Source organism: Microbacterium sp. TPU 3598 (assembly GCF_002356155.1).
GTDB lineage: Bacteria > Actinomycetota > Actinomycetes > Actinomycetales > Microbacteriaceae > Microbacterium > Microbacterium maritypicum_A.
In genome coordinates this window covers 937,212-956,746 of sequence record NZ_AP017975.1, presented here as the reverse complement: position 1 = coordinate 956,746, position 19,535 = coordinate 937,212, and the positions used below count along the sequence as shown (strand labels likewise).

General features: G+C 65.8%; 18 protein-coding genes and 3 tRNA genes. 4 read left to right on the top strand and 17 right to left on the bottom strand.

Translation table 11 applies throughout. The features are described from left to right. The first annotated feature begins 25 nt into the window (after positions 1 to 25). A complete protein-coding gene (locus MST3598_RS04465) occupies positions 26 to 736 on the top strand; it encodes an META domain-containing protein (RefSeq protein WP_051671124.1) in 711 nt (236 codons plus the stop codon). A 133-nt stretch (positions 737 to 869) separates the two neighbouring features. Here the strand turns inward: MST3598_RS04465 and MST3598_RS04460 are convergent, their stop codons facing one another. Next, the gene (locus tag MST3598_RS04460) at positions 870 to 1,979 is read right to left on the bottom strand and encodes a tyrosine-type recombinase/integrase (RefSeq protein WP_051671122.1); all 1,110 of its coding nucleotides are present in this window, start codon (positions 1,977 to 1,979) and stop codon (positions 870 to 872) included. A gap of 56 nt (positions 1,980 to 2,035) precedes the next feature. Between MST3598_RS04460 and MST3598_RS04455 the strand changes: the two genes are divergently transcribed. Next, positions 2,036 to 2,287, top strand: coding sequence for a hypothetical protein (locus tag MST3598_RS04455; protein WP_029259818.1), 252 nt, complete (start codon positions 2,036 to 2,038; stop codon positions 2,285 to 2,287). A 72-nt stretch (positions 2,288 to 2,359) separates the two neighbouring features. Here the strand turns inward: MST3598_RS04455 and MST3598_RS04450 are convergent, their stop codons facing one another. Together MST3598_RS04450 and MST3598_RS04445 are read right to left on the bottom strand one after the other, a co-directional pair. Beyond that, positions 2,360 to 3,109, bottom strand: coding sequence for a M15 family metallopeptidase (locus MST3598_RS04450; protein ID WP_081860155.1), 750 nt, complete (start codon positions 3,107 to 3,109; stop codon positions 2,360 to 2,362). A 169-nt stretch (positions 3,110 to 3,278) separates the two neighbouring features. Next, positions 3,279 to 3,983, bottom strand: a complete 705-nt coding sequence (locus MST3598_RS04445; RefSeq protein ID WP_081860154.1) for a M23 family metallopeptidase — start codon at positions 3,981 to 3,983, stop codon at positions 3,279 to 3,281. A gap of 415 nt (positions 3,984 to 4,398) precedes the next feature. Between MST3598_RS04445 and MST3598_RS04440 the strand changes: the two genes are divergently transcribed. Then, positions 4,399 to 5,106 (top strand): IS110 family transposase, encoded by a 708-nt coding sequence (locus MST3598_RS04440; protein WP_029259815.1) that lies wholly within the window; start codon positions 4,399 to 4,401, stop codon positions 5,104 to 5,106. Between the two features lie 100 nt (positions 5,107 to 5,206). Here the strand turns inward: MST3598_RS04440 and MST3598_RS04435 are convergent, their stop codons facing one another. From MST3598_RS04435 to MST3598_RS04375, 13 genes are all read right to left on the bottom strand, one after another. Further along, the gene (locus tag MST3598_RS04435) at positions 5,207 to 6,580 is read right to left on the bottom strand and encodes a peptidoglycan DD-metalloendopeptidase family protein (RefSeq protein WP_029259814.1); all 1,374 of its coding nucleotides are present in this window, start codon (positions 6,578 to 6,580) and stop codon (positions 5,207 to 5,209) included. A 425-nt stretch (positions 6,581 to 7,005) separates the two neighbouring features. Then, positions 7,006 to 7,278 carry a hypothetical protein gene (locus MST3598_RS04430; protein ID WP_231494471.1) on the bottom strand — a complete coding sequence of 91 codons (273 nt, stop codon included), beginning with the start codon at positions 7,276 to 7,278 and terminating at the stop codon, positions 7,006 to 7,008. A gap of 83 nt (positions 7,279 to 7,361) precedes the next feature. Continuing rightward, positions 7,362 to 7,565 (bottom strand): hypothetical protein, encoded by a 204-nt coding sequence (locus tag MST3598_RS04425; protein WP_157749855.1) that lies wholly within the window; start codon positions 7,563 to 7,565, stop codon positions 7,362 to 7,364. A gap of 414 nt (positions 7,566 to 7,979) precedes the next feature. After that, positions 7,980 to 8,053 (bottom strand) — tRNA-Met (locus MST3598_RS04420). A gap of 35 nt (positions 8,054 to 8,088) precedes the next feature. Next, positions 8,089 to 8,160: transfer RNA gene (locus MST3598_RS04415), tRNA-Thr, on the bottom strand. 68 nt (positions 8,161 to 8,228) lie between these two features. Continuing rightward, on the bottom strand, positions 8,229 to 9,437 hold the full coding sequence (locus MST3598_RS04410) for a M23 family metallopeptidase (protein WP_029259811.1): 1,209 nt from the start codon (positions 9,435 to 9,437) through the stop codon (positions 8,229 to 8,231). 121 nt (positions 9,438 to 9,558) lie between these two features. Next, on the bottom strand, positions 9,559 to 10,353 hold the full coding sequence (locus MST3598_RS04405) for an inositol monophosphatase family protein (protein ID WP_029259810.1): 795 nt from the start codon (positions 10,351 to 10,353) through the stop codon (positions 9,559 to 9,561). Continuing rightward, positions 10,350 to 11,369 (bottom strand): hypothetical protein, encoded by a 1,020-nt coding sequence (locus MST3598_RS04400; protein ID WP_051671118.1) that lies wholly within the window; start codon positions 11,367 to 11,369, stop codon positions 10,350 to 10,352. The genes MST3598_RS04405 and MST3598_RS04400 overlap by 4 nt, the downstream gene beginning before the upstream one ends. Before the next feature lie 117 nt (positions 11,370 to 11,486). Further along, positions 11,487 to 12,287 (bottom strand): enoyl-CoA hydratase/isomerase family protein, encoded by an 801-nt coding sequence (locus MST3598_RS04395; RefSeq protein ID WP_029259808.1) that lies wholly within the window; start codon positions 12,285 to 12,287, stop codon positions 11,487 to 11,489. A gap of 46 nt (positions 12,288 to 12,333) precedes the next feature. Beyond that, positions 12,334 to 12,825, bottom strand: coding sequence for an FBP domain-containing protein (locus MST3598_RS04390; protein WP_021199015.1), 492 nt, complete (start codon positions 12,823 to 12,825; stop codon positions 12,334 to 12,336). A gap of 39 nt (positions 12,826 to 12,864) precedes the next feature. Beyond that, complete coding sequence (locus MST3598_RS04385; RefSeq protein ID WP_051671116.1) at positions 12,865 to 13,500, bottom strand: DUF2510 domain-containing protein; 636 nt, start codon at positions 13,498 to 13,500, stop codon at positions 12,865 to 12,867. Between the two features lie 153 nt (positions 13,501 to 13,653). After that, positions 13,654 to 13,738 (bottom strand) — tRNA-Tyr (locus MST3598_RS04380). Positions 13,739 to 13,824: 86 nt separating this feature from the next. Continuing rightward, complete coding sequence (locus MST3598_RS04375; RefSeq protein ID WP_029259806.1) at positions 13,825 to 14,754, bottom strand: PfkB family carbohydrate kinase; 930 nt, start codon at positions 14,752 to 14,754, stop codon at positions 13,825 to 13,827. Positions 14,755 to 14,841: 87 nt separating this feature from the next. Between MST3598_RS04375 and MST3598_RS04370 the strand changes: the two genes are divergently transcribed. Then, positions 14,842 to 15,432, top strand: a complete 591-nt coding sequence (locus MST3598_RS04370) for a hypothetical protein (protein WP_029259805.1) — start codon at positions 14,842 to 14,844, stop codon at positions 15,430 to 15,432. Positions 15,433 to 15,644: 212 nt separating this feature from the next. Here MST3598_RS04370 and rpoC read toward each other — a convergent pair whose 3' ends face one another. Beyond that, on the bottom strand, positions 15,645 to 19,520 hold the full coding sequence (rpoC, locus tag MST3598_RS04365; RefSeq protein WP_021199011.1) for a DNA-directed RNA polymerase subunit beta': 3,876 nt from the start codon (positions 19,518 to 19,520) through the stop codon (positions 15,645 to 15,647). Positions 19,521 to 19,535 lie beyond the last annotated feature (15 nt).

The following is a 19,535-nucleotide window of genomic DNA, read 5'->3' as shown; positions in this document are numbered from 1 at the left end:
CAGCGAGGCTGTTACATTCAACGGCATGCACGCGGCGAACTCCTCGGTCGGAACAGCGGACCAGGAACGGTCGGATCGGCGCGGACTCGCGGTCAGCCTGTGGATCCTCATCCCTCTGATCCTCCTCGTGACGTACTTTGCGCAGATCCTCGAGTCGTTCAGCGCTGTCGGCTGCGAAGGCGACTGCGATCTGGATCTCGCCTTCGGCGCCCGCGCCGCTTATCCGTGGGCGATCGGGGCCTCGGTCCTCGCGGCGGTGGTCGTCGCCGTGGTGTCCCGACACACGAGGAAGCCCGCGTACTGGGGCCCGTTGCTCGGCGTCGTCCTCGTCCTGCTGTCGGCGATCGTGACCAGCATCCTGTTCCAGGTCGGCCTGGCCCCGATGCACGAGCGGAACGACAGGATCGCGAGCGGCGAGATTCCGGTCGAGACGCCACCGCCGCTCCCCGACCCCGTCGGAGACTGGGAGGCGAGCGTCGGCGGCACCCCGTACCTGCGGTTCTCCGCCGACGGCACGGTTGACGGCAACGACGGATGCAACGACTTGAGCGGCCGATGGACGCAGGACTCCTCCGGCAGGATCGACCTGGAAGCGCTCGTCCCCCAGACGACGAACGTGTGCGACGGCGTCGACACCTGGCTGAGCGTCGGTCGCTCGGCCGACATCGTCGACAGGTACATGTACGTCAACGGCGATATGGACTCACCCATCGGAGGCCTGCAACCGGCGCGCTGAGGCTCGGATCGCACCCCGGGAACCAGAAAAACCCCGGCGAACCGGGGTTTCGTTCTGTAGCAGGAGCGGGGCTTGAACCCGCGACCTCACGAGTCTCAACCCGTGTTCTTCATTGTTCGGCATCCGTCCCCGACTATCCCGCTTCGCTTACTCCGGCCTGCTGTGATCGTCCTCGTCGTTCGGAGTTGATCGGTACAACTGCTCGTGCTTTCCGCTGGGTACTCGCTGGCGCGTCCCCCATCGCGTCGAGCCGGTCACGCACGTCCGGTGCGATCGTCGCCCGCGGCAGATAGTGGGTCTTCGTGACCGTGCTGTCCGCAAGGCCGAGGAGTCCAGAAACGAGCTCCGGATCCTTCACAAGCGCTGCAGCTGTCTTCCGGAAGACATGCGGGTGCACCCATTCGTAGCCTGCGCGTTCCTTGAATGCGTCCCATCCCTTGCGAAAGTTCGAGGGATCCCGCACCAGACCGCGGTGCGAAGGGAACACGAGTTCCGGGTGCCGAGCCTCATTGACGCGCCCCAGTAGCATTCGTGCCACGAATCCGGGCAACGGTACGATCCGCCGAGATGACGATGTCTTCGGATGCTCCTGCACCACCATGCCCACGCCCTTCACGAAGATCACCGTGGCGTGGAGACGAACGGTCGGGACGTCCGCCTCGAGGTCGAGGTCGAGCCACCGAGTGGCCAGCATCTCGCCGATGCGCGCGGACGTTCCAAGCATGAAGTCGACGCCGCCCGGGATATCGCGCCCGACCGCATCCGCATCCGCATCCGCATAGAGCAGGGTGCGCATCTGCTGCACCTCGAGCTGTTCGAGGGCCTCGACGGTCTTCTTCTCGATGTGAATGGATCCGACGTCGCGCAGCGGATTCGCGTTGAGCGCGCCGAAGCGAGCCGCCATGCCTAGCACGCCGGTGAGCACCGTCTTTGCATGCTTCGCGGCCGATGCCCCCCTTCCCTTCTCGACGTCCTTGAGAAAACGGTCACATCGCGCGACTGACATCTCGCGAATTCGTACCATCCCGACCCCCGGGAGCACCATCAGATCCAGCACCTCGCGGTATCTGCGCTCGGTGTTGTAGGCCTTGCGCCCGTCGACTTCGTCCGCGTACCACTTCTCCGCTATCACCTTCACGGCAGTGTCTGCCTTGATCTCCTCGCCGTGCAGCGCAGAGCGCTCCAGCAGCGCCGCTTTCAGTGCATCCTCCGCCTTCTGTCCGGTCGCCCCGGTTCGCTCCACTTGACGCGTCGCGCCGTCATGATCCCGGAAGCGCGCGTACGCGACCCACAGTTTCCGTGATCCCGATCGCTGCGATCACGATCCCTACGACAGGTGACGCGCTTCTTGGCGTGGGCCTCGCCGCGGCTGGCGCGGTCGCGACAGCCGTCCTCGCGGGTGCAGCGTCCGCGCTGTCGATCGTGTCGAACGGCATCCCGAAGGACTACGCCGACGTGACCCTGGTGAAGCAGGCCACCATCGAGCCCATCGAGGCGCTTGCGAACACCGATGCCGCGGTCTCCCGCGTGCTACAGCGAGACCTCCGCTGACGCGCTTGTGCTCAAAAGACCCCCACCTAGCCTTTGGCCGGGTGGGGGTCTTTCGTCGTTCTGTCGCCGGTGCTACTGGCCCAGGTACCAGCCCTTCCACTGGTTGAAGGATCCCTGTGTCAGGTACGCGGCGTTGCCGTGCTGCGCTGCGAGTGCGTTTGCAAGCGCCTGATCGGTAGTTTCGAGCCAAGCGGCATTTCCGACGCCGTCACCTGCGAGCGCGAAGGTGGTGACACCGTTCACGGTCGTGTAGTAGAGAGATGCCATGTTGTTGTTCCTTTGAATCGTTCGATAGATGGCGTTGTCTTCGGGTGTGGGAGTGGCGCCGTTCCAGGTGCCGTTGTACTCCCAGTGCCAGGCTTCGGGGCGAGAGCCATTTGGCTCAGCCCACCCTGGGTGGATCCATCCGAAGGCTCCCGCGTTAGCTTTGAGCCAGACATAGATCGGCTGTGAGAAGCCGATCTGCACTCGGTTCGTGTTCGCGACGTCGATCGCGATCGCCCAGCCGTGGTTCGACTTTCCGGGAGTGTCTGCGTTGTTCCCGTACTTGGCTTTCGCTCGGACCTGTTCGGCATAATCGCGATAGCCATCGTTGATGGTGATGTTGTGCCCGAAGTGGGCCCGAAACGCGACGTTCAAGGCGACGAGAGCGTCACGGGCGTCGGTCCGAAGAATTCGGATCGTGTCCCACGGAATTGGCGAAAGGACGGAAACTGGGATGTATCCGTTGCTGTAGCCGCCCCAAGTGGCGTGTGCTGCATCGCTGGCTACGACCGATACACCAACGGAAGCGGCGAACGCGGCGACACCTGAAGCGGCCATGAAGCCTCGGCGGGACAAATACGGTTTTGGGGGCGGGCTTTCGTCCGGAGAAGTTATCACGCACACACCGTATCGAATAATTGCCAGCGTCGGGTCGGCAGCGAGTTGGCAAACGTGAGACCCCCGCCCAGCCTTGCGGCCGGGCGGGGTCTCACGTTGACCTAGGGGGTTAGGACGTGGGGGCACCGATGTAGCCGGCGAGGAACGAGAACGTGTCCCATGCGACGCCAGGAACCTTCGATAGCTCAGGCAGCGCCATGACGTCGGTCGCGCCGAGCGAGCGAAGCGTGTCGACCTGCTGGCGGAAGGTGTTGTACTGCTCCACGCTGGAGAAGTCGGTCTTGCCGCCGTAACGCAGGTGAACGATAGTGCCGTTGGGGACCTTGACGATTGCTTCCATGTTTTCCTCCGTTTTTCCGGGGCCGGGGGTCGGCGTGCCGGGATTGTTGTTGATGAATGTGATCGGGTCGATCGAGGTGTTGCCGTCGTGGCATCGCCCTGCGGTGGTCGCCATCTCGAGGTGGAGATGCTCGCCGTACGACAGGCCGGTAGTGCCAACGTTTCCGATCGGGGTCCCGAGTGTCACCCGATCGCCGTTGTTCTTCGACGACGGGTTCTGCATATGTGCGTAGTGAGACCACATGCCGTCGTCGTGCTCGATGTAGACGCGGTTGCCGTAGTTGTTGTGCCATCCCTTGCCGCGGATGTATCCGTCCGCGATCGCTCGGATGGTCTTCCCGGCCGATCCGCCAACGATGTTGTAGTCCACGCCAGCATGCGGCGGGTAACTACGCCACGCTGCCCTGTTGCCCCATTCGCCTTCAGCTTGTACGAACCAGCTTTCGGTGAATGGATGCCGATAAGCAAGACTCATCAGCCCTCCTTTGCTCGTCTTTTGTATTGACGAGTCTACCGAGTTTCGAAGATATGTTCGAACTATGTTCGGGTGGGAGTCTCGTCAGCGAGAGTGGCGGCGTTGCCCCAGACCTGTGAGACTCGGGTCGGCCGATCTGGGATTGGCTGGCAGGGTTGGCGTTGGCCGTTCCTACCGTGTTCGTGACTCACCCCAAACCTGGCCCCGTTCGGGTGCCTTCTGCTGGACATGTCCGTACTCGATGGGACGGCCGACGTCGACCCGGCCCACATCGGTGGCTTGATTAGAAGCCTGTCCAACCGATCAAGGTTGTGACTCCTCACAGAGTTGCCCCGAAGTGATTTCCTCCCGGATCAACGCCGGCCGCGTGCGGCCAGCCCTGAATGATCCATCGAGAGGAAAGGAGGCGGCCGCGGTGACTATCGTCGCGCAATCCCGCTCCTATGTCATCGGCGTGGACTGCCACGCCCGCACCCACACTTACGCCATCATCGACCCGCGAACCGGCGAGCAGCTCGGCTGCGAACAGTTCCCGACGACCCCGCCCGGCATCCACCGGGCAATTGGCTGGGCGGCCCGCCGCACGGGCGGCGACGCGTCCACGCTCTGGGCGATCGAGGGTGTCGCCACCTACGGCGCCCAGATCGCGCGTGCAGAAGCCATCCGGCTCGCCAGGCGCATCCGGGATCTCAACGACCAGCTCGACACGAACAAGGCCGACATGGTGCTTCTCATCAAGAGCAGCCCAGCCGCTCCGATCCTTGAAGAACCCGGCATCGGCCCCGTCACCGCCGCAGTCGTCTTGACCGCCTGGTCTCACCACGGCCGCGTCCGGTCGGAGGCCGCGTTCGCCGCTCTCGCCGGTGTCAACCCCATCCCCGCCTCCAGCGGCAACACGACCCGCCACCGCCTCAACCGCGGCGGCGACCGACGCCTCAACAACGCACTCCACATGGCGGTCGTCAACAAGCTCCAATACGACCCCGACACACGCGCCTATGTCACGCGAAGAGTCGCAGAGGGCCAGAGTAAACGAGAGATCCTCCGCATCATCAAGCACTACCTCGCCCGCAGACTCTTCCGAATGCTGAACGCACTCCACAACGTCGCGTCACCGGTTTGACATTAGGCATCTGAGCGCGAAAGATCCCACCCGGCCAAGTGGGGATCCTTCGTCGTTCGCCATTTGCTCTGCACGACCAAGGGCGTTCGGGGCTGGCGGGCTACATCGCTGCCCAAGGGCCGAACGCGCCTCCGGGTGTGGATTGCCCCGATCCGACGATGGCACCAGCCGGGCTCGTGCCGTAGATCGCATTGAGGCCTGCTGTGGTGCGGATGCTGGCGAGGGCGGTCATCAGGGTTGCTCCCGAACCGATCTGCCCCCACCCTGCTGGAGTTGGGACGGCGTTCACAGTCGAGCCCCAGACCGTGCCGTCGCCGCCCAGAGAATAGATGGAGTAGGTAGACCCTGTTTGCAGGACTGACGGTGTCGCGCTTCCGACCGATACTGGACCGGAGCCCAAGTTGACCCAGGCGCCGAATGCTCCGTTAGGGACGTCGTGCGACACGCTCGAGACAGTGCTTCCGGCCCCGGCGAATACGGTGAGTCGGTCCGAATCGTTGATGACAGCGGGGTCGGTCGAGATGCCCGCGCCACCAGTCCCTAGGTCGGCCCACGCGGCAAAAGTCGAGCCCACGGATGTCTGCGCGGTGCCGAAGATCTGGGATGACTCGGTTCGGGCAAACAAAGCGATCCGGCCGTCCGAGTACTTTGCGAGCGCCGGTTTGCCGAGAAGGCGGATACTGGACGTACCGATCGGGGTCCAGGAACCGAAGGATGCGCCTGCAGATGTCTGTGCGACACCGGCGATGGTTCCCGAATCGGTCGCGGCATACACTCCGATCGCACCGTTATCGAACTGGACCACAACGGGGTCTCCGACGATTCCGTTACCGCCGGCACCGATCGTCGTCCAGGGAGTGAAGGGCCCACCGACGGAGGTCTGGTTAGTGCCCACGATCGTGCCAAGCGTGGTGCGGGCGTAAATCGCGAGGATGTTGCCGTTAAGCCACAACACAGATGGGCGACCGCTCAAAATCCCCAGGTCCCCGCCCAGCTTCACCCACGGTGACAGCCCAGCCCCGGCGCTGGCTTGACTAGCGCCCCAGAGGTTTCCGTCGGTGCGGATCGCGTAGAGAGAAATGCGATTCGTCGTGTCGATGACTGCGGTCGGTCCGTTGGATGCTCGGGCTGGACCGCTGGGTGTCGTTGTGGCGAGTGGAGCGCCGTTCATGAACGGGTCAGGGTTGATGGGGGCGTCGTTGAGGCGAATCTCGAGATGCAGGTGCGGACCGGTGGATTTTCCCGTATTGCCCACTCTTCCGAGATAGTCTCCGCGCCGGACCGGGCCGACGGGAACTCGCGTTCCCTCGAGCATGTGCCCGTAGATGGAGCGGTAGCCATCTGCGTGCTGAATCCAGATGCTCTCGCCATAGGCATTGGCCGTGCCGGTGATGCCGCTGATGATGATCGTCCCATCTGCGACGGCATAGATGGGAGTGCCCTCACCGGGAGTGAAGTCGATTCCCGCGTGCACGTTCGGTATGAATCCGCGAGACCGGGATGACAAGGACGCAAACGGGTAGCCCCACGTCACCGCAGCGGATGCTGCTGTCGGGCGTCCGAAGATGTCTGCTGCGACCGCGGATGCGGCTATAGCTGTCCCTGCGGCGGCGACGAATGTGCGGCGAGACAACGGACGAGGTGGGTGGGAGCTGGGTGTGGAAGACGTCATCCCCGCATCCTACTGACCAGTTCGAAACGCAACGCGGGCTGCTACTACTTTCATGGTGTCAGCCGCCTCGATAGGCACCAGGCAAGCCTCGGTCGCTGGTTGCATCACGGACGCTTCAGTGGCGCCGGCGGTGCGAGCGTTGTTCGCCTTCCGGTCAACGATGTACGCGCGGCCCTGGCAGCGACGTCGGTGAACACCCTCCGCACCGCCCCGCGTCAGCTTGACATTTATAGAAGCGTCCAGCAGCGGAACGTCTGGTCCTCGACACGGAACTCGATCCCGGCGGCGAGGGGCGTCGACCGCACCAGTTTCGCGTCTACGCGCACCGCCTCAGGCCCGAACCGCACCCACGCACGCACCCGCTTCGGCCGCGGGTAGACGGTCATCGGCTGCTCACGTTCGTCGAGCTCTCGGGGTGTCAGCGACTGCAGCGGACCATGCTTCGCAGCTTCGAGAACTGATCGCGCCTGCGACTGCATGTCACGGTAAGCGGAGAGCATCGCCCCAGGGTTCCCCATAGCCGGTGATTCCTTCCTCCGGCCGAGGATATGATCCTATGTCGCGGGAAGCACGTCGCGAACCGTCAGAGGTACGGCTTCCACTTGTCGAGCTCACCGTCCAGCATCGAGTAGGCGAAGTTCCGGCTTCCGAGGGCATCGTTGCATTCCTGCGTTCCATTCGGTTCCGAGTCCTCACCGCAGACGGCGGCGAGATCCGTCTCCGAGATCAGCCCGAGAACCTTCGACGTGCTGGCGACCAGATCTTGCATCGATGACGGGATTTCCATCTCTCCCCATTCGCGGACAGCCAACTGCGACGTGATGCCGATCGTCTTCTCGGTAGTGAAGCAGGTCGTGCCCTGGAGCTGCCCCGTGGGGTGTCGTCCACGGTCCATGTGAAACGGCAGTCGATCGCGCCGTCGATGACGTCACGCCAATCTGTCTCGTACTCGGCGAGTACCGACGCGACCTGCTCAGGCGTTGCTTCCTCGGGAGTCGGAGCTGCCCAGGGGGTGACCGTGGACTCGGGCTTGGCATCGCCGCCAGCGCTACATCCGGCGAGTAGCAGGAGAGTGATTGCCATAGGCGCCAGCGCGTCGCGAGTCTTCAAGATCGTGAGCATAGCGCGGCCGGAGCGAATCGTTTCCGCTGGGTAAACGCTGGCCCGCTAGGTGAGATTCACCTGCGGGCCCAGTGTTTTGTAGCAGGAGCGGGGCTTGAACCCGCGACCTCACGATTATGAGTCGTGCGCTCTAACCAGCTGAGCTACCCTGCCGCGAGGCATCCGTCCGCGTGAGAAGAATGCTTGCGAGCCCCGAGTCAGGATTGAACTGACGACCCCTTCCTTACCATGGAAGTGCTCTGCCACTGAGCTATCGGGGCGTGCTGCCCCTCGCGGGGCAACCGTACGAGAATACCATCACTGTGGCGTCCTCATGAAATCGAGCCGGTCAGTACGACGTTCGACCCGCGTTCTCCTTGAGCCACGGCATCGGGTCGATGGTCGATCCGTTGACGATGAGCTCGAAGTGCAGGTGGGCGCCGTAGGAACGGCCCGTGTTTCCGGTCTTGCCGACGACAGTGCCGACCGTCACCGTGTCGCCGGCCTTGACGTTCAGAGACCCGTACTGCATGTGCGAGTAGTGGCTCGTGATGACCTGGCCATCGATGACGTGGTCGATGTAGACCGTGACACCGAAGGCACCGCCCTGTTCGGTCGCGATGCGGACCGTGCCGTCGGCGATGGCCTGGATCGGCGCGCCGTTGCCCGGCACGAAGTCGATGCCCTCATGGAGGCGGCCGCTGCGCATGCCGTAGCCGTAGCTCATGCCCACGCCGACGAGGAACGGCCACTGGATCGCGGCGTCGGGGTCGTTCGTGAAGATCTCGCCCGAATAGTTGATGCCCTGCTCCGCGGCGACCTCGGCGAGCGAGACCGTGCTGAAGTCATCGGCGCGGGTGAGCGCCTCGCTCTCGACACCGGATGGCGCGACGAACGCCTGGATCTCACCCTCGGCCGCGTCCTTCGCTTCTCCGGCGGAGGACGACACCAGCGACATCGATGCCGCCGAAGCACCCTGCACGCCGGCGACCGCCTCGGCGGGGAGCGTCATGGACACCGCGAGGAGACCGGCGAGGCTCATCACCCCGACAGTCGCGCTGAGAGTCACAGCCTTGCGGATGTTGCGGGGACGACGGGCGGCCACATGCACGGAGGCGACGGGCTCGTCGTCGGAGGCGCGCGCCGACTGCGCCCGCGCACGGTCGGCTGCGGAGACGGTGGGAACGGGACCGGTCGCACGGAACGCGCGGGACGCACGCTCGAACGCGTCGGCGTCGTCGCCGGGCACATCGGGAACATCGGCGATGATCGGCTCCGGGTTCGGAGCGATGAAGGGCTCGACCAGCGGCTCGGCGGCGACATCGTCGGCCGTGGGGCGCTGGCGGGCGGCACGCCGGGAAAGCGGGGCGACAGCAGCCAGGGCGACGACAGTGGCGTCGACCGCGGCAGTGGGGGCGGCGGCAGTGGGCGCGGCGGCGGATTCGGCGGCAGAGATGGGTGCCGTCGGTCCCGCCGCGGGGGCCTCAGAGGCCGCAGTGCGGAGTCGGCTGGACCGGCGCGTGGGCGCAGAGGCAGCCTGGGAAGTCTCGGAGGGCAAAGCGTTTCTCTCGGTCGTGCGTCAAGCTCGGGGGGCGCAAACTTTGACTTTCACCTTCGGGTGGCGAAAGTAACGATCGCATAAACCATATCTCGATCAGTCTGGGAATGCCATGAATCGTTCAATGTTTCTGGTCGAGGATGGCGCGCAGTCGCGAGTGCACTTCCACCCCGCCCGCGAGCAGCATCGGACGCGGGGAGTCGATGTCGATGCGCGACACCACGCCACCCGCTTCTTCGACGAGGAGGGCGCCGGCGGCGAAGTCCCACGGACGAAGCCCCCGCTCGAAGTATCCGTCCAGTCGCCCCGCCGCGACGAAGGCGAGGTCGAGCGCTGCGGCTCCCATGCGTCTCAGATCCCGGGCCATCGGCATCACCCGCCCCACGGTGGCGATGTCGCCCTCGTGCGTGGTCGGGTCGTAGCCGAACCCCGTGGCGAGCAGCGCTCCGGCCGGGGTCTCTCCGGTCACCTCGAGACGGTCGCCGTTCGACCACGCGCCCTGGCCGCGGGCGGCCGTGAACATCTCGCCGAGCGCGGGGGCGTTGACCGCACCGGCGAGTGCTTCCCAGGTCTCCGGATCGGGATCGCCGCGGACGGCGGCGATGCTCACGTTGTACGCCGGGATGCCGTATGCATAGTTGACGGTGCCGTCGATCGGATCGACGACCCACGTGATCCCGCTGCTGCCGGCCTCGGCACCGGTCTCCTCCCCCAGGAAACCGTCGTCGGCCCTCGCGGCCCGAAGGCGTTCGCGGATGAGCGCCTCGACCTCTCGATCGGCTTCGGTGACGATATCGGCCAGCGACGACTTGGTGGCCGCCAGACGCACCCCCTCCTGTCGACGCGTGCGCGCGAGCCGTCCGGCTTCTTCCGCGATCTCGCTCGCGAGCTCGAGGAGCTCGAGTTCGAGTGTCACTGGGCAGGCCGCTGCGGGGCGGGGGGAGGCGGCGGGAAGGCCGGCAAGGTCTCCTGCGGAGGAGCCGTCGGCTGCGCGGCCGGCGCCGGTGGCACCGGATGCTCTCCCGGAGCCACCTGCGGCGAGGCGACCGGTTGCGTGAACTGCGGAGCAGCGGGCTGTGGCGATGTGGGCTGTGGCGATGTGGGCTGGGGCGCGACCGGGAAACTCGAGACCGGCGCTGCGGCGAGCGCCTGCTGCGGCGGCACGACGGTCGGGTAACCCGTGTAGTAGGCGTTCCAGTCGGGCGATGCGTCGGGAAGCGCCGGGAGCGGGGTGATGCCGTCTGCGTAGGTGGGCCAGGACGGCGGCGATGCCACAGCGCGATCGGCGGGCGTCTTCTTCTTGGGAGCGAAGAGCGCGTTCAGCAGTGGGATCAGCGTCGTGCCGACGGCCACCAGGATCGTCAGCGCGACCACGATGCGCCAGTAGAGCTCGCCGTAGTGGAACGTGTTCGGGAAGGCCAGGAAGAACACGAGCATGCCGACGAGGCCAGCGAGGAACGTGATCGTGACGATGTAGATGACCCGCGTGAATGTTGTGACGTATCGCTGCGCCGCGGGAGTGAACAGGCGCACGTGCAGCAGGGCGAGCTGAAGGATGCCGATCACGAGGAGCAGCTGGAAGAAGCGCTCGGCACCGAAGTAGAAGCCGTCTTCCGGCAGCCAGATCTTCACGGCTCCGACGAGGAGCGCGACGATCCAGCTCACCATGCTCGCCAACTGGAGCCAGTCGGGACGGTTCGGCGCGAGACCGGCTTCGAGGATCGCGATGCCGGCGAACGCTGCGAGCAGCAGGATCGTGAGGAACGCCCGGCCGATCAGACCATCTTGATCGCCGATGAGCACCCAGATGACGCACACGAGCGCCGCGGCGATCAGGGCCCCGATGGCGATCCACAGGGAACCCCTGATGAGCAGCGACATGTTCTTCTTCTCACCCTGCGTCTGATGCGTGGTGATGTCCGGCTGGGACATGGCGATCCTCTCGTCGTGCGGCGATGCCTTCATCCTGCCACGCGCGCCCGCAGATGCCACGGGCGCCGCCCTCGTCGCCGAAGACCTTTCCCGATCTCTGCCTCTGTGGAGGAGAGGTCAGCCGGCTTTCTTCGCCGATGCTGCGGCGAAGGCTGCGACTCTGGCCTGCGCATCCGGCGTCTCCAGGGCTGCTCCGATCGAACGCGCCTCCTCACTCAGCTGCTCGACGAACGTGCGCTCCGGCTGCGATCGCACCAGCCGCTTCGCCTGGCCGTAGGCGTCTGCGGCGCCCGCCAACCAGAATCGCGCGATCTCCTCACCGCGAGCACGCACCAGTTCCGCCTCGGAGACGGCGTCCGCACCTTCGACGGCCTCGGCGACGAGACCCCAGTCCACAGCCTCCGCCGACGACAGCAGTCGATCCTGCAGCACGAGCTGCAGGGCGCGGCGCTGACCGACGGCACGGGCGAGCTGAGCGGAGACCGACAGATCCGGGGTCAGACCGATGTTCGCGTAGAGGCTGCCGAGCTTCGATCGCGAGCCGACCACGGCATAGTCGCTGCACAGCAGAATCCCCAGACCACCGCCGGCCGTGGTGCCGTGGGCAGCGGCGACGACAGGCACCGCCGATTCCGTCAACGAGCGGATGCCGGTGTTGATGACCTCGGCGAGAGCGGTGATCTCCGCGCCGGAAGCCTCCATCGTCGTCGCCATGTCGATCACATCGCCCCCGGCGCAGAAAGCGGGGCCGACGGCATCGATCAGGATCGCCTTCACATCGGATCTCGACGTCGCCTCGGCCGTCGCGTCCTTCCAGGCGTGTGCGAGGTCGGCGTTGAAGGCGTTGAGGCGAGCGGGGCGGTTCAGCGTCAGCCGTGCCAATCCCTCTTCGACGGCGAACAGGATGGCATCACTCATGGCTTCTCCTTCGAGCGCAGGACGTGTGGGACCAGCGTAACCGCGATCAGACCCGCTCCCAGACCTGCGAGACGAAGCTCTCCATTCGGCGACGCGTGCCGTCGAGGCGGAAGTCGACCTGCCCCGGAGTCCTGACCTCGTTCGGTGCGAGCGGGTGGGCGAGACGCACGTTCTCGTGGCAGGAGAGGTCGGCGCACATGTAGGTGCCGAACGAGTCGCCGCGCTTCCCTGCCTCCCCCGCCCGACGTGCGGAGAGGAGCGCGACCTGATTGCCGGGCTGCATCGTGTGACAGATGTTGCACATGCCCGAACGCGCACGTCCGGGATCCGTCGCGCGCAGCACGATGCCGACGATCTCCTCGTCGTGCGGGATCAGCACATAGCCACGGCGACTCGCGCCGGGATCCTGCCAGGCGAAGAAGTCGAGATAGTCCCAGTCGACGAGGAGGAAGTCGTGCGGCATCTCCATGAGGCGCAGTTCGTCGGCATCCGCATTGACGAACGAGGCCCGGACTTCGGCTTCGGTGAGCGGTCGCATCAGTCCAGTCTATGAACCGTTCGCACTCGCGAGGCCACGTCACATCCGCCGCATCGTGACCATCGAGAAGACCGTCTCGAACAGCTGAGCCGCGAACACCGATGCCCAGACGGACGCCGCGAGAAGAAAGACGACCTGGATGGCGATCATCACGATCAGCGGTGTCGACCCCCGTCCTCCCCGTCGACGGACCACGACATGACGACCGATCACGTAGACGAGAGAGGACAGGAAGGTCCATGCCCAGGGGAAAGGTCGGGAGAACCCTCGGCCGGCGAGCTCGCGGGCATCGAGGGCGGCGAACCAGACGGAGAGCCCGTAGATCGTCCAGCCCGACAGCGTCAGGACCAGGTACCACGGCGTGAGGAAGGCGTTGATCTCCGCGGCGATGAATCTCTCCACGTCGAGGGACGACGAGCCGTCCAGCGGGACGACGGCGAGCATGTCGAACATCCCCTGCTGCATCTGCACCAGGTATCCGATGGCGGCGATCGCGCTGAGCACCGGGAGGAGCACGATCAGCCACACCCATACGGTGTTCGCGCTCGTTCCCTCCGGGACCGACGGGAACTCCCCCGACGTCACGGGGGTCGGCGCCTCGCCATCCCATCGGGATCCGTCCCACCATCGCGTCGCACCCTGGTCATCGGTGTACCACCCGGCGGGGGCGCTCATGGTCGCTCTCCGAGGTCGACGCGGGCGCGGATCGTCTGGAGCATGTGACCACCATATTCATGGTGGCGACATCCGGGAGGCGGGATGAGAGAAGGCCCCCGCGGTGATCGCGTGGGCCCTCGGATTTCCGCAGTCTTCCGCGGAGGTGATGGATGGTGGCGAGTGAGGGATTCGAACCCCCGAATGCAGAGCAGTCTGATTTACAGTCAGATCCCTTTGGCCGCTTGGGTAACTCGCCAGAGCGCACCCGTCCGACTTCGACAGCCAACCGGGGGCACGAGAGACAAGCATACCTGTCGGAGGCGGGTGCAAGAAATCGGACCGTCAGCTGCCGCTCACGCCGCGACCGGAGGCCTCCAGCGACTCGGGCGTCCGCAGGAGTCCGCCCTCTGCGCGACAGGTCGCGGCGGCGACATCCATCGCGCGCAGCAGCAGTGCGCGCCACTCCCCCAGGTCGGACGGAGACGCTGTGACCAGGCCCTCTGCGACGGCGGCGAGAGTCGCATCCCCCGCGCCGACGGTGTCGATCACCGCGCCGGGAAGCTGCGCGATGGGGGCGGAGACGATGCCGGCATCCGCGTCGATCGTGGCGCCGTCGGCACCCGCGGTCGCGAGGACGGCCGCAGCACCGAGGTCCCGCAGGCGCGCGCGCAGCGCGTCGAGGTCACCGTCGTAGAGGATCGCCGCATCATCCGCACCGACCTTGACGATGGCAGCCGAAGCCACGAGCTGTTCGAATCCGCGGACGAACTCCTCCCGGTCGCTGAGCATCCCGGCGCGCGGGTTGGGATCGATCGCGACGCGTGCGTCTCCCAGGGCATCGCGCAGTGCGTCGACCTCCGCCGGCTCATCGAAGGGGAAGCAGCTGATCGCGACGAGCCCGGCGTCGGCGATCGCCTGACGAGCGTCGTCGGAGTATCGGATGCTGCGTCTCTGGGCGGCCTCGTTGAAGACATACTGCGGTTCGCCGTCGGCCGCCCGCTGCACGATCGCGCGGGACGAGCCGAGGGGGGCCTCACTCCCTATCAGGCGCACACCGTGGTCGGACAGGTACTCGCGGATGTGCGCGCCTGCCTCGTCCTCCCCGAGCATGGCGATCAGCGTCGTCTCGACTCCCAGCCGCCGCAGTCCGACGGCGACGTTGAGTGCCGCACCGCCCACGAGCTCGCGGACGCCGGAATCGTCGCGGATCTCATCGATCAAGGCATCGCCGATCACGACCACGGAACCGGCGGAAGAAGTCTGAATGCTCACCCGCCGACACTATCGTGGCGCCGTGCACCGACGGGCTGCACCGCGTTCCACTCCCGTCGCGCCGCCGACGAGCAGTACGGTGTGGATATGAAGCCCCGACTCGCCGGCGCTGCCGCCGCTTTCCTCCTCCTCGTCGGTCTGACGGCGTGCACCCCGCAGGCAGGCGATGGCGGGGACACTTCGCCCAGCCCCACGGAGGGCCACACGGCAGGCAGTGAGGAGACCAGCACCCCGTCGCCCACCCCCACCCCGACGACCGCTCCCGTCGCCCTGCCGACCGACTGTCGTGCGATCTTGTCGGAAGCCGTGCTGGCCGAACTCGGCGACATCCCTCTCAACGACGCCGCCTTCGGGCCTTCGGGAGTGGGCGCTGACGGTGCCCTCACCTGCAATTGGGCGGACCCGCGTGCAGACACCACGCGACTCACGACGACGATCTCGCGGATGAACCGCGGGCCCGCGCTCGACAAGCTCAATGCGCTCGCCGACGACGAGGGCTTCTCCTGTTTCACGCCGGACGGCGGCACGCGCTGCGAGAAGACCTGGCCGAACGAGCAGTACCCCGTGACCGACGGCCGCACGCTGTTCTGGCGTGATGATGTGCTCATCGACACGCGCTACACGAACCTCGCGCCGACCGGTTACACCTCGAGCATCGTGGAGCACATCTTCGGCTGACGTCCAACGCGCTCCGCGCGTGTCAGGATCCTCCGCCGACTGCACGGCTTCTCGACGAGTGCACGGCTCGGCGACACACGTCACCCGTGCGCTCGGCAGCTTCCCGTGCACTCGCGCCACGTCGCACACCGCCGGGCACGCAGAAGGCCCCAGGCGAGTCGCCTGGGGCCTTCTGCGTCATTCAGTACTCAGTACTGCGGCTCTCGCCTCGATCAGTTGTAAGTACCGGGGGTGATGTCGTCCGTCGAGAACGCGTCGAAGTCGACGTAGCCGAAGTCACCGTCGGCGTACGCACCGTCGGATGCGAAGATCCGGTTCGGGTAGCGCTCGCTCTTGGCTTCCTCGGTGGCCTCGACCGTGACGTCGCGGTACTTCGAGAGACCGGTTCCGGCGGGGATGAGCTTACCGATGATGACGTTCTCCTTGAGACCGACCAGCGGGTCGCGCTTGCCCTGCATCGCAGCCTCGGTGAGCACGCGGGTCGTCTCCTGGAAGGAGGCGGCCGACAGCCACGATTCGGTCGCGAGCGACGCCTTCGTGATACCCATCAGCTCCGGACGGCCGGACGCGGGACGCTTGCCCTCTGCCACAGCCTCGCGGTTGATCGACTGGTAGCGCTTGAGGTCGACCATCTCACCCGGGAGCAGGGTCGTGTCGGCGTGATCGACGACGGTGACCTTGCGGAGCATCTGACGGACGATGACCTCGATGTGCTTGTCGTGGATCGGCACACCCTGCGAGCGGTACACGCCCTGGACGCCGCCGACGAGGTAACGCTGCACCTCGCGAGCACCCATGACACGCATGATCTCCTTGGGGTCGAGCGTGCCCACCAGGATCGGCTGACCGACCGTGACGTGCTGCCCGTCCTCGACGAGAAGCGTCGCGCGCTTCAGCACCGGGTAGATGACCGGCTCGTCACCGCTGTCGGGCGTGAGGATGACCTTCTTGCCCTTGTCGGTCTCGTCGATCGCGATGCGGCCATCGGCCTCGGCGATCGGCGACGCGCCCTTGGGGGTACGCGCCTCGAAGAGCTCCTGCACACGGGGAAGACCCTGCGTGATGTCATCCGCCGATGCCGAACCACCCGTGTGGAAGGTACGCATCGTCAGCTGGGTACCGGGCTCACCGATCGACTGGGCCGCGATGATGCCGACGGCCTCGCCGATGTCGACGGTCTTGCCGGTCGCGAGCGAACGGCCGTAGCACTGCGCGCAGACACCGACGGCGGAGTCGCAGGTCAGGACCGAGCGCACCTTGATGCTCTCGACACCGAGCCCGACGAGCTTGTCGATCAGCACGTCACCCACGTCGTCACCGGCCGAGGCGAGAACCTCGCCCGACTCGCTCACGACATCGGAGGCCAGCGTACGAGCGAACACCGAGTTCTCGACGTTCGCGTCGCGCACGAGTTCACCCTGCGAGTTCGGTGCGGCGATCGGGAGCTCGAGGCCCTTCGACGTGCCGCAGTCCTCTTCGCGGATGATGACGTCCTGCGAGACATCCACCAGACGACGGGTCAGGTAACCCGAGTCGGCGGTACGCAGAGCGGTGTCGGCCAGACCCTTACGGGTACCGTGCGTCGCGATGAAGTACTCCGCAACCGACAGACCCTCGCGGTACGAGGAGATGATCGGACGCGGGATGATCTCACCCTTGGGGTTGTTCACCAGACCACGCATACCGGCGATGTTCCGGATCTGCAGCCAGTTACCACGAGCACCCGACGACACCATGCGGTTGATGGTGTTGTCCTCGGGGAAGTTCGCCTTCATGGCGGCCTGGACCTCGTCGGTGGCCTCGGTCCAGATCTTGATGAGCTCCTGGCGACGCTCCGAGTCGGTCGTCAGACCCTTCTCGTACTGCGACTGGACCTTCGCGGCCTGCTTCTCGTAGCCGGCGACGATCTCCGCCTTGTTCGGCGGGGTGAGGATGTCGCTCAGGGCGACGGTCACACCGGAGCGCGTGGCCCAGTAGAAACCGGCGTCCTTGATGCGGTCCAGCGACGCAGCCGTCTCGACCTTGGGGTACTCCTCGGCCAGCTTGTTGACGATCTGCGACAGCTTGTTCTTGTCGGCCTGCTCGCGGACGAACGGGTAGCCCTTGGGCAGCGTGTCGTTGAAGATCGCCTGACCCAGGGAGGCGTCGACGAGACCGTGACGCTCGTAGCCCTCGGGAGCTTCGCCCTCGAGGAAGGTCAGACCGGGGATGCGGATGCGGATCTTCGCCTGCAGGTCGAGGGAACCCTCGTCCTTGGCCAGGATCGCCTCGCCCACGGAACCGAACGCACGACCCTCACCGGCAGCACCCTCCTTGACCGTGGTCAGGTGGTGCAGACCGATGATCATGTCCTGCGAAGGCAGGGTGACCGGACGGCCGTCAGACGGCTTCAGGATGTTGTTCGACGCGAGCATCAGCACGCGGGCCTCGGCCTGAGCCTCGACCGACAGCGGCAGGTGGACAGCCATCTGGTCACCGTCGAAGTCGGCGTTGAACGCCGCGCAGACGAGCGGGTGCAGCTGGATGGCCTTGCCCTCGACGAGCTGAGGCTCGAACGCCTGGATGCCCAGACGGTGCAGGGTGGGTGCACGGTTGAGCAGCACCGGACGCTCGCGGATGATCTCCTCGAGCACGTCCCAGACCTCAGGACGGGTGCGCTCGACGGCGCGCTTGGCCGCCTTGATGTTCTGCGAGTGACCGAGGTCGATCAGGCGCTTGATCACGAACGGCTTGAAGAGCTCCAGAGCCATCTGCTTGGGCAGACCGCACTGGTGCAGCTTCAGCTGCGGGCCGACGATGATGACCGAACGGCCCGAGTAGTCGACACGCTTTCCGAGCAGGTTCTGGCGGAAACGACCCTGCTTACCCTTCAGCATGTCGCTGAGGGACTTCAGGGCACGGTTGCCGGTACCGGTGACGGGACGACCACGGCGACCGTTGTCGAACAGTGCGTCGACGGCCTCCTGCAGCATGCGCTTCTCGTTGTTGACGATGATCTCGGGGGCACCGAGGTCGATCAGACGACGAAGACGGTTGTTGCGGTTGATCACACGGCGGTACAGGTCGTTCAGGTCGGAGGTCGCGAAGCGGCCACCGTCGAGCTGGACCATCGGGCGCAGCTCCGGCGGGATCACCGGGACGACGTCGAGGACCATCGCGGCCGGGCTCATGCCGGTCTCGAGGAACGAGCTGACGACCTTGAGGCGCTTGATCGCACGGATCTTGCGCTGACCCTTGCCCTCGGAGATCTGCAGACGCAGGTTCTCCGCCTCGGCGACGAGGTCGAACGCCGCGAGGCGACGCTGGATCGACTCGGCGCCCATGTAGGCCTCGAAGTACTGGCCGAAGCGGTCCTGCAGCTCGTGGAAGACGTCGTCCTCCGGGCGCAGAGCACCGACCTCGAGGGTGCGGAAGTCCTCCCACACGCGCTCCAGCTTCAGGATCGCCTCGTCGGCACCCTTGCGGATGAGCGACATCTCCTTCTCGGCGGCGTCCTTGACCTTCTTCTTGGCGTCGGCCTTGGCACCCTCTGCCTCGAGGGCAGCGAGCTCCTCCTCCAGCTTGGCCAGGCGCTCCGCGATCTTGGCATCGCGGCGGTCGCCGAGCGTCTTCAGCTCGAGGCGGATGTTGTTCTCCTGCGTGCCCAGGTCGCGGTGACGAGCTTCCTCGTCGACCGAGATGACCATGTAGGCGGCGAAGTAGATGACCTTCTCGAGGTCCTTCGGCGCCATGTCGAGCAGGTAGCCCAGACGCGAGGGCACGCCCTTGAAGTACCAGATGTGGGTGACGGGAGCGGCGAGCTCGATGTGACCCATGCGCTCACGACGGACGGAGCTCTTGGTGACCTCCACGCCGCAGCGCTCGCAGACGATGCCCTTGAAGCGGACGCGCTTGTACTTGCCGCAGGCGCACTCCCAGTCGCGGGACGGGCCGAAGATCTGCTCTCCGAAGAGACCATCCTTCTCCGGCTTCAGGGTGCGGTAGTTGATGGTTTCGGGCTTCTTGACCTCGCCGTAGGACCACGCGCGGATGTGGTCTGCGGTCGCCAGGCCGATGCGAAGCTCATCGAAAGTTGTGGACTCGAGCACTAGTTCTCCTGTGTC